This window comes from Streptomyces albospinus (assembly GCF_014648695.1).
Lineage (GTDB): Bacteria > Actinomycetota > Actinomycetes > Streptomycetales > Streptomycetaceae > Streptomyces > Streptomyces albospinus.
Genome location: NZ_BMRP01000019.1, coordinates 113,264 through 123,860, shown reverse-complemented (window position 1 = coordinate 123,860; position 10,597 = coordinate 113,264). Strand labels below are relative to the sequence as shown.

At 70.3% G+C, this 10,597-nt stretch carries 6 protein-coding genes and 1 pseudogene; 1 reads left to right on the top strand and 6 read right to left on the bottom strand.

All coding sequences use genetic code 11. From position 1 onward, the window contains the following. The 6 genes and pseudogenes from IEZ17_RS42780 to IEZ17_RS24890 all read right to left on the bottom strand — a co-directional run. A partial coding sequence (locus tag IEZ17_RS42780) for a FadR/GntR family transcriptional regulator (protein ID WP_229852606.1) occupies window positions 1-296 on the bottom strand: 296 nt, incomplete at its 3' end. Window positions 297-410: 114 nt separating this feature from the next. Then, window positions 411-1,479, bottom strand: a pseudogene (locus tag IEZ17_RS24910) (LLM class flavin-dependent oxidoreductase). 214 nt (window positions 1,480-1,693) lie between these two features. Beyond that, window positions 1,694-3,298 (bottom strand): glycerol-3-phosphate dehydrogenase/oxidase, encoded by a 1,605-nt coding sequence (locus IEZ17_RS24905; RefSeq protein WP_189303705.1) that lies wholly within the window; start codon window positions 3,296-3,298, stop codon window positions 1,694-1,696. A 13-nt stretch (window positions 3,299-3,311) separates the two neighbouring features. Beyond that, window positions 3,312-4,853 carry a glycerol kinase GlpK gene (glpK, locus tag IEZ17_RS24900; protein WP_189303703.1) on the bottom strand — a complete coding sequence of 514 codons (1,542 nt, stop codon included), beginning with the start codon at window positions 4,851-4,853 and terminating at the stop codon, window positions 3,312-3,314. A gap of 50 nt (window positions 4,854-4,903) precedes the next feature. Then, the gene (locus tag IEZ17_RS24895; protein WP_189303701.1) at window positions 4,904-5,692 is read right to left on the bottom strand and encodes an MIP/aquaporin family protein; all 789 of its coding nucleotides are present in this window, start codon (window positions 5,690-5,692) and stop codon (window positions 4,904-4,906) included. A 227-nt stretch (window positions 5,693-5,919) separates the two neighbouring features. Beyond that, window positions 5,920-6,684, bottom strand: a complete 765-nt coding sequence (locus IEZ17_RS24890; protein ID WP_189303699.1) for an IclR family transcriptional regulator — start codon at window positions 6,682-6,684, stop codon at window positions 5,920-5,922. Between the two features lie 239 nt (window positions 6,685-6,923). On the opposite strand from IEZ17_RS24890, the gene metH reads away from it, so the two are divergent. Next, complete coding sequence (gene metH, locus IEZ17_RS24885; protein ID WP_189303697.1) at window positions 6,924-10,457, top strand: methionine synthase; 3,534 nt, start codon at window positions 6,924-6,926, stop codon at window positions 10,455-10,457. The last annotated feature ends 140 nt before the right edge of the window (window positions 10,458-10,597 follow it).

Sequence of the window (10,597 nt, the reverse complement as noted above, 5' to 3'; positions counted from 1 at the left end):
ATCCGGCGGACGGCCAGGAACTCCAGCACCGTGTCGTCGCGGTGGAAGTCCACCACGAAACTCATGGCCTCCAGGAGGAGTTGCGGGTCCAGGCTGGTGACGTAGGTGCCGTCGCCCTGGCGGACGTCCAGGATCCGGATGAGCGAGAGCGCCCGCACCGCCTCCCGGAGGGAGTTGCGGGACAGCCCGAGTTCGGCCGCCAGCTCGCTCTCCTTCGGCAGCCGGTCGCCCGGCCGCAGCGACCCGGAGACGATCATGCCTTTGATCTTCTCGATGGCCTCGTCGGTGACCGCCATGGCCGCCCTCCCCGCTCGGACCCGCCCGGACCTCCGCACCGACCGGCACAGACATCCGATGTCTGGGCCCATTATGGCCCGCGGGGCCTTTGCCCGGGGCGCCCTCGCGCGGTTCTACACCCCTGCCTCCTCCCACAGGGTGCTCGGCGCCTCCCGGCGCACCACGGGCGCGATCTCCTCGGCGAACCGCTGAAGCGTCTCCAACTGCTCACCGTGCTCCAGGCCGAAGCCGTCGACGGTGATCGACTGGAGATCGTGCCCGTACACCCCGTGGTAGCCCAGGATCTTGTCGATGATCTGCTGCGGGGAGCCGATCAGCTGGGGGCCGTCGGCGATGGCGTCCTCGATGGTGCGGAACGGGGTGTTGTAGCCGGCCCGGCCCGCCAGGTGCGGTCGGAAGGTCTGGGCGACCCTGGCCTCGTAGAGGTCCTTGTAGCGCGCCGCGGCCTGCCGCTCGGTGTCCGCGACGAGCAGCCCGCCGGAGCCCGCGGCGACCCGCGCCCGCGCCGGGTCGTGGCCGTACGCGGCGAACCGCTCGCGGTAGTACGCGATGAGTTCGGCGTAGGCGGCGCGCGGCTGTATCGCGTTCGCGGTGAACAGCGGATCGCCGTGCTTCGCGGCCAGTTCGGGGGAGTTGCGGCTGGTGGCGGAGCCGTGCCAGATGCGCGGCGGCCCGCCGTAGGGGCGCGGCAGCGTCGTCACGTTCTTCAGCGGCGGCCGGAACTCGCTCCCAGTCCACGCCTTCCTCGCTCCACAGGCGGCGCAGCAGCTCGTACTTCTCGGCCTGGAGGTCCCACTGCCGCGCCTCGTCGAGCCCGAAGAGATCGAAGTGGCCGGCCTCCGCGCCCTTGCCGATGACCAGCTCGATCCGGCCGCGGGCGAGCTGGGTGAGCGTCGCGTAGTCCTCGGCGACCCGTACGGGATCGAGGACCGCCACCACCGTCACCCCGGTCAGCAGCCGGATCCGGGAGGTCCGGGCGGCCAGCGCCCCCAGCACCACCGACGGGCTCGACGACAGGAACGGCCCGGCGTGCCGCTCGCCGACGGCGTACGCGTCGAAGCCGAGCCGCTCGGCCGCAGCGCCGGTCGCGACGACCTCCTCGAACCGGTCCGCGGGGGAGGGGAGCCGGCCGGTCAGCGGGTGCGGTGCGTGGCCGATGAGGGAGAGCACGGAGAATTTCATGGGTCCTTCCGGCGTCGGATACCGCCCGTCGGGGGCCCTCTCACTGTGCGCGCCGGACATTGCCGCGGTATGTCAGTGGCATGGCACGGTCACGGGGTGTCCGGGCGCCGTCGTACGCGGCGTCCGCCCGGCCCCGGACACGGCGATGGGGCGGCCCTCGGCCGCCCCATCATCGTTCACCCACGGCGCTCTGACGCGCCGTCAGGTATGGGCGTCAGTCCGTCAGCATCCCCTTGACCCGGGCCCGCACGTCCTCCGTGTCCAGCCCGCGGATGGTCAGCGTGGTACGGCGGCGCAGCACGTCGTCGACCGTCGCGGCCCACTCGTGGTCCCGGGCGTAGGCGACCTGCGCCCAGATCTCCGGGGCGTCCGGGTGGATGCGCTCGGCCAGCGCCGGATCGTCGTTCGCCAGCCGGGCGATGTCGAAGGACAGCGAGCCGTAGTGGGTGGCGAGGTGCCGCGCGGTCTCGGGGGCCATCCGCGGTCCGGGGGTGCCGCCGTCGACGAGCAGCCGGTGGGCGACCGCGTTGGGGTTGGCGATACCGGGCAGCGGGAGCTTCTTCGGAAGCTGCGAGATCGGCTCCATGTCGTCGGCCAGCGGGTGGCCGGGCAGCGCGGCGAGCTTGTTCATGACCGTGCGGCCGATGTGCCGGAAGGTCGTCCACTTGCCGCCGGCGACCGACAGCATGCCGCCGCTGCCCTCGGTGACCACCGTCTCGCGCTTGGCCTTGGAGGTGTCGCCGGGGCCGCCGGGCAGTACCCGCAGACCCGCGAAGGAGTAGGTGATCAGGTCGCGGGACAGCTGCTGGTCGCGGATGGAGAACGCGGCCTCGTCCAGGATCTGGGCGGTGTCCTTCTCGGTGACCGTGAGGTCCGCGGGGTCGCCCTCGTACTCCTCGTCGGTGGTGCCGAGGAGCAGCATGTCCTCCCAGGGGAGGGCGAAGGTGATGCGGTACTTGTCGATCGGGGTGGCCAGCGCGGCCTTCCAGGGGGCGGTCCGCTTGAGGACCAGGTGGGCGCCCTTGGAGAGGCGGATGGAGGGGGCCGCGTTCGGGTCCTCCATCTTGCGCAGGTGGTCCACCCACGGGCCGGTGGCGTTGAGCACCAGGCGGGCGTTCACGCCGAACTCCTGGCCGTCCATCCGGTCCTTGAGCTCGGCGCCGGTGACCCGGCCCTGGGTGAAGCGGAGGCCGGTGACCTCGGCGTGGTTGAGGACCGTGGCGCCGGCCGCGACGGCCGCGCGGACGGTCATCAGGGCCATCCGGGAGTCGTTCATCTGGTCGTCGCCGTACACGGCCACGGCCTTGAGGTTGTCGGTGCGCAGCTCCGGCACGTCGCGCTGGGCCTTGGCCGGGCTTATGACGTGGCCGACGCCGTCACCGAACGCGGACAGCGCGGAGTAGGCGAAGACGCCCGCGCCGAGCTTGGCCGCGCCGTGCGGGCCGCCCTTGTAGACGGGCAGGTAGAAGGTGAGGGGGTTGGCGAGGTGCGGGGCGACCTGGCGGGACACCGCACGCCGCTCGAAGTGGTTCTCCGCGACCAGCTTGACCGCACCGGTCTGGAGGTAGCGCAGTCCGCCGTGCAGCAGCTTGGAGGAAGCGGAGGAGGTGGCGCCGGCGAAGTCGCCGGCGTCCACCAGGGCCACCCGCAGCCCGGCCTGCGCGGCATGCCAGGCGGTGGAGATGCCCAGGATGCCGCCGCCGATCACCAGGAGGTCGTACGTCGCCTTGGACAGCTGCTCCCGGGTTTCGGCGCGGCTCGGGGTGGAACCGTCGGCCGGGTGCGTCCCGAGGGCCGGGACGCTCTGCAGGGTGCTCATGATGTGCTCCTCGTCAGCTCTCGTCGTCGAGCCAGCCCATGGTCCGCTCAACGGCCTTGAGCCAGTTCTTGTACTCGCGGTCACGGGTGGCCGCGTCCATGCGGGGGGTCCATTCGGCGGCCCGGCGCCAGTTGGCGCGCAGCTCGTCGGTGCTGGACCAGAAGCCGACGGCCAGTCCGGCCGCGTAGGCAGCGCCGAGGCAGGTGGTCTCGGCGACCATCGGGCGCACCACGGGTGCGTCCAGGAAGTCCGAGATGGTCTGCATCAGCAGGTTGTTGGAGGTCATTCCGCCGTCGACCTTGAGCGCGGTCAGGTCGACGCCGGAGTCCTTGGTCATGGCGTCGGTGATCTCGCGGGTCTGCCAGGCGGTGGCCTCTAGGACGGCCCGGGCGATGTGCGCCTTGGTGACGTAGCGGGTCAGGCCCGCGATGACACCGCGCGCGTCCGAGCGCCAGTAGGGGGCGAACAGGCCGGAGAAGGCCGGCACGAAGTACGCGCCGCCGTTGTCCTCGACCGTGCTGGCCAGGGTCTCGATCTCGGCCGCGCTGTTGATGAGCCCCATCTGGTCGCGCATCCACTGGACGAGCGAGCCGGTGACGGCGATGGAGCCTTCCAGCGCGTAGACCGGCTGCTGGTCGCCGATGCGGTAACCGACCGTGGTGAGCAGCCCGTTGTACGAGTTGACCGGCTCGTGGCCGGTGTTCATCAGCATGAAGGTGCCGGTGCCGTACGTGGACTTGGCCTCGCCCTGGTCGAAGCAGGTCTGGCCGAAGAGCGCGGCCTGCTGGTCGCCGAGCGCCGAGGCGACGGGGACGCCGGCCAGCGCGCCGGAGGCGGAGGTGCCGTAGACCTCGGCGGAGGAGCGGATCTCCGGCAGCACGGCCGCCGGGATGTCGATCGACGCGAGGATCTTCTCGTCCCACTCCAGGGTGTGCAGGTTCATCAGGAGGGTGCGCGAGGCGTTGGTGACGTCGGTGACGTGGTGGCCGCCGTCGACGCCGCCGGTGAGGTTCCAGATGACCCAGGAGTCCATGGTGCCGAAGAGGATCTCGCCGCGCTCGGCGCGCTCGCGCAGGCCCTCGACGTTGTCCAGCAGCCAGCGGATCTTCGGCCCGGCGAAGTACGAGGCGAGCGGCAGCCCGGTCTCCCGGCGGAACCGGTCCTGGCCGACGTTGCGGCCGAGTTCCTTGCACAGCGCGTCGGTGCGGGTGTCCTGCCAGACGATGGCGTTGTGGACCGGCTCACCGGTGTTCTTGTCCCAGAGGACCGTGGTCTCGCGCTGGTTGGTGATGCCGATCGCCTTGACGTCGGCGGAGGTGATCCCGGCCTTCTGGACGGCGTTGTCGACGACCTGCTGCACATTGGCCCAGATCTCGGCCGCGTCGTGCTCGACCCAGCCCGGCTTCGGGAAGATCTGCTCGTGTTCCTTCTGGTCGACCGAGACGATCCGGCCGTCCTTGTCGAAGACGATGCAGCGGCTGGAGGTCGTGCCCTGGTCGATGGCGGCGATGAACGGACCGTGGCCGTGGGAGGAGGTGCTGTGGGTGTCGCTCATGGTGTGTGCTCCAAGAAGTCTGTGCGGGCTGAGGCGGGCGGTCGGACGGCTCAGGCGAACGCCAGCTGGTAGATGCCACCGGCGAGGACGCCGCCGACGAGCGGGCCGACGACCGGGATCCAGGCGTAACCCCAGTCTGAACCGCCCTTGTTCGGCAGCGGCAGCAGCGCGTGCACGATGCGCGGGCCGAGGTCGCGGACCGGGTTGATGGCGTATCCGGTCGGGCCGCCCAGCGACAGGCCGATGCCGGTGACGACCAGTGCGACCAGCAGCGTGCCGATCGGGCCGACGCCCTTGCCGTTGTCGCTCAGCCCGAGGGTGAGGATCGCCAGCACGAGCACAATGGTGGCGATGATCTCGGTGGCCAGGTTCTGCACGACGTTCCGGATCTCCGGACCGGTGGAGAAGATGCCGAGCACCGGGCCGGCCTTCGGCGCGGCGGTCGGATCGACCATGCCCTCTTCGCTGGTGTGGTTGGCCAGCACCTCGGGGTCGGTCAGATGGGCCCGGAACTGTCCGTAGTACACGACCCACACCAGCACCGCGCCGATCATGGCGCCGAGCATTTCACCGGCGAAGTACACCGGCACCTGGCTCCACTGGATGGCGCCCTTGATGGCGAGGCCGATGGTGACGGCGGGGTTGAGATGCGCGCCGGACTTCGCGGCGATGTAGGCGCCCGTGAGGACGGCGAAGCCCCACCCGAAGGCGATGGCGACCCACCCGGCGTTGAACGCCTTGGAGCGCTTGAACGTGACGGCGGCACAGACGCCGCCACCCATCAAGATCAGAACTGCGGTACCGATCGTTTCGCTGAGGAAGATGTCGGAGCTGGACACCGGCGACTCCTTTGTCCTTCGTCCAGGGGAAGGCGAACCCCGGGTCCCTCCGGTGGTCCGCGCCCTCCGAGAGGGCGTTGGTCGGCCCGCGGCAGTCCACACCATAGCGAATATTGTCGTTAGGTGTTCGACAATGCCGACCGACGAACGGCAGTTTTGTTCACCTCCCAGACCTCGTCAAGGGTTCTATGGCGAAAAACTTAGGTGGACATTCGCCACAAAACCGGTCAGAACCGTCCTGCTCCGAGATCCCTGGACACCGCACGTGCGCAATCCCTCACAGCAGCGACGATTTCCGGCCGCAGTTCGCCGTCCCGGCATACCCGCTCCACGGCTCCGGTGACCCCCACGGCGCCCACCGGCATCCGCCGCCGGTCATGGATCGGCGCGGCAATGGAGGCGACGCCATCCCAGGTCTCCTCCACGTCCGCGGCCCAGCCGCGCGCCCGCGTCAGGTCCAGCAGCCCCTCGAAGTCCGTCAGCCCGGTCACCGTCCGCGGCGTGAACGGCTCCCGCTCCGCCTCCACGACCTCGCTGTGCGCCACCGGGTCGTACGCCGACAGGACCTTGCCCAGCGCCGTGCTGTGCAGCGGCTGCATCGCGCCGACCTCCAGCACCTGCCGGCTGTCGTCCGGTCGGAAGACGTGGTGCACGATCAGCACGCCCTGCTGGTGCAGCACGCCCAGATAGACGCTCTCCCCGCTGGAGCGGGCCAGGTCGTCGGTCCACACCAGGGCGCGGGCGCGCAGCTCATGGACGTCCAGATAGCTGTTGCCCAGCCGCAGCAGCTCGGCGCCCAGCTGGTAGCGGCCCGAGGCCGCGTCCTGCTCGACGAATCCCTCCTGCTGGAGCGTGCGCAGGATGCCGTGCGCGGTGCCCTTGGCCAGCCCCAGGGAGGAGGAGATGTCGGAGAGCCCCAGCCGTCGTTCTCCCCCTGCGAGCAGCCGCAGCATCGCGGCTGCGCGCTCCAACGACTGGATGGTGCGTGCCATCGGGCGACCTCCGAAGTATGCGGTTCGACAATGCTGAACGATATCGGTCCATGCCGACTCTTGGGGAGCGATTCGGGCCAACAACGATCATGGATAGTCGATGGAGCCTCACCCGGGCGCCGCTGTCCACGGCGTGGAATGGGGAACGCCTGTCCTGCACCCGGCAGCTACGCTGGCCGGGTGCGCCCTCTCCAGGAGGGTGCAAAGCCGACAGCCGTCGCAACCCCGGGAGCATCTCCATGGCCTCGAAGACGCCATCGTCCACCAGCCCGACCCGAGTCGCCTCACTCCGCGAAGCCCTCGCCTCACGCGTGGTGGTCGCCGATGGGGCCATGGGCACGATGTTGCAGGCGCAGGACCCCTCCCTGGAGGACTTCCAGCAGCTGGAGGGCTGCAACGAGATCCTGAACGTCACCCGTCCCGACATCGTGCGCTCGGTCCACGAGGCGTACTTCGCCGTCGGCGTCGACTGCGTCGAGACCAACACCTTCGGCGCGAACCACGCCGCGCTCGCCGAGTACGAGATCCCCGAGCGGGTCTTCGAGCTGTCCGAGTCCGGCGCCCGGATCGCCCGCGAGGTTGCCGACGAGTTCACCGCCTCCACGGGGCAGCAGCGCTACGTCCTGGGCTCCATGGGCCCCGGCACCAAGCTGCCCACCCTCGGCCACGCCCCGTACCTCACCCTCCGCGACGCGTACCAGCAGAACGCCGAGGGCATGATCGCCGGCGGTGCGGACGCGCTGCTGGTGGAGACCACCCAGGACCTGCTCCAGACCAAGGCCGCCGTGCTCGGCGCCCGCCGCGCCCTGGCCGCCACCGGTACCGACCTGCCCGTCATCTGCTCGGTGACGGTGGAGACCACCGGCACGATGCTGCTCGGCTCGGAGATCGGCGCGGCGCTCACCGCCCTGGAGCCGCTGGGCATCGACATGATCGGCCTGAACTGCGCCACCGGCCCGGCCGAGATGAGCGAGCACCTGCGCTATCTGGCCCGGCACTCCCGCATCCCGCTGTCCTGCATGCCGAACGCCGGCCTGCCGGTGCTGGGCAAGGACGGTGCGCACTACCCGCTCACCGCCACCGAGCTGGCCGACGCCCAGGAGACCTTCGTCGGCGAGTACGGCCTGTCCCTGGTCGGCGGCTGCTGTGGTACGACGCCGGAGCATCTGCGGCAGGTCGTCGAGCGGGTGCGCGACCTCACGCCGCCCGCGCGCGAGCCGCGCCCCGAGCCCGGCGCCGCCTCCCTCTACCAGACCGTCCCGTTCCGCCAGGACACCTCGTACCTGGCCATCGGCGAGCGCACCAACGCCAACGGGTCGAAGAAGTTCCGCGAGGCGATGCTGGAGGGCCGCTGGGACGACTGCGTGGAGATGGCCCGCGACCAGATCCGCGAGGGCGCCCACATGCTCGACCTGTGCGTCGACTACGTCGGCCGGGACGGCGTCGCCGACATGGAGGAGCTGGCCGGCCGCTTCGCCACCGCCTCCACCCTGCCCATCGTCCTGGACTCCACCGAACTCGACGTGCTGCGCGCCGGCCTGGAGAAGCTGGGCGGACGCGCCGTCATCAACTCCGTCAACTACGAGGACGGCGACGGCCCCGAGTCCCGCTTCGCCAAGGTCACCGCGCTGGCCACGGAGCACGGCGCCGCGCTGATCGCGCTGACCATCGACGAGGAGGGCCAGGCCCGTACGGCGGAGCACAAGGTCGCCATCGCCGAGCGGCTGATCGCCGACCTGACGGGCAACTGGGGGGTGCGGGAGTCGGACATCCTCATCGACTGCCTGACCTTCACCATCTGCACCGGCCAGGAGGAGTCCCGCAAGGACGGCATCGCCACCATCGAGGCGATCCGCGAACTCAAGCGCCGCCACCCCGACGTCCAGACGACCCTGGGCCTGTCGAACATCTCCTTCGGCCTGAACCCGGCCGCCCGGATCATCCTGAACTCCGTCTTCCTCGACGAGTGCGTCAAGGCCGGTCTGGACTCGGCGATCGTGCACGCCTCCAAGATCCTGCCGATCGCCCGCTTCGAAGAGGAGCAGGTCACGGTGGCGCGGGACCTGATCCACGACCGGCGCGCCGAGGGCTACGACCCGCTCCAGAAGCTGATGGAGCTCTTCGAGGGCGCCACGGCGAAGTCGCTCAAGGCGGGCAAGGCCGAGGAGCTGGCGGCCCTCCCGCTGGAGGAGCGGCTCAAGCGGCGCATCATCGACGGCGAGAAGAACGGCCTGGAGGACGACCTCGACGCGGCCCTCCGGGACCGCCCGGCCCTTGAGATCGTCAACGAAACCCTCCTGGACGGGATGAAGGTGGTCGGTGAACTGTTCGGTTCCGGCCAGATGCAGCTGCCGTTCGTCCTCCAGTCCGCCGAGGTCATGAAGAGCGCGGTGGCCTACCTGGAGCCGCACATGGAGAAGTCCGACGCTGAGGGCAAGGGCACCATCGTCCTGGCCACCGTCCGCGGCGACGTCCACGACATCGGCAAGAACCTGGTCGACATCATCCTGTCCAACAACGGCTACAACGTCGTCAACCTCGGCATCAAGCAGCCGGTCTCGGCGATCCTGGAGGCCGCCGAGGAGCACCGTGCCGACGTCATCGGCATGTCCGGCCTGCTGGTCAAGTCCACGGTGATCATGAAGGAGAACCTGGAGGAGCTCAACCAGCGCAAGATGGCCGCCGACTTCCCGGTGATCCTCGGGGGCGCGGCCCTCACCCGCGCCTACGTGGAGCAGGACCTGCACGAGATCTACGAGGGCGAAGTCCGCTACGCCCGCGACGCGTTCGAGGGCCTGCGCCTGATGGACGCGCTGATCGCGGTCAAGCGCGGCGTGCCCGGCGCGACCCTGCCCGAACTCAAGCAGCGCCGCGTCCCCAAGCGGGACGGGCAGACCGCCGCCGAGGCAGCAGCGGCCGGCGCCGCGGGTCTGCGGGAGGAGGGCGCGGGCCGCTCCGACGTCGCCACCGACAACCCCGTCCCCACCCCGCCGTTCTGGGGCACCCGGGTCATCAAGGGCATCCAGCTCGCCGACTACGCCTCCTGGTTGGACGAGGGCGCGCTCTTCAAGGGCCAGTGGGGGCTCAAGCAGGCCCGTACCGGCGAGGGCCCCACCTACGAGGAGCTGGTGGAGACCGAGGGCCGGCCGCGGCTGCGGGGCCTGCTGGACAAGCTCCAGACCGAGAACCTGCTGGAAGCCGCCGTGGTGCACGGCTACTTCCCGTGCGTCTCCAAGGGCGACGACCTGATCCTGCTCCACGAGGACGGCACCGAGCGCACCCGCTTCACCTTCCCGCGCCAGCGCCGTGGCCGCCGGCTGTGCCTGGCCGACTTCTTCCGCCCGGAGGAGTCCGGCGAGACGGACGTGGTCGGCCTCCAGGTCGTCACCGTCGGCTCGAAGATCGGAGACGCCACCGCCGAGCTCTTCGCGTCCAACTCCTACCGCGACTACCTCGAACTGCACGGCCTGTCCGTCCAGTTGGCCGAGGCGCTGGCCGAGTACTGGCACGCCCGGGTGCGCTCCGAACTGGGCTTCGCCGGCGAGGACCCGGCCGACGTCGAGGACATGTTCGCGCTGAAGTACCGCGGCGCGCGCTTCTCGCTCGGCTACGGCGCCTGCCCCGACCTGGAGGACCGCGCCAAGATCGCCGACCTCCTCCGGCCCGAGCGGATCGGCGTCCAGCTCTCCGAGGAGTTCCAGCTCCACCCCGAGCAGTCCACCGACGCGATCGTCATCCACCACCCGGAAGCGAAGTACTTCAACGCACGGTAACCGGAGGTACGCGCCCCGCCCTCCGCACGGAGATCCGCGCTCGCCACGCGTTTCGCCGCACACGGTCGTACACTGGTCGGTCCGGTAGCGGCCGGTCGTTTCCCCAGCCCGGGGAGGCGGCCGGCCCTTTCGTCCCTCCG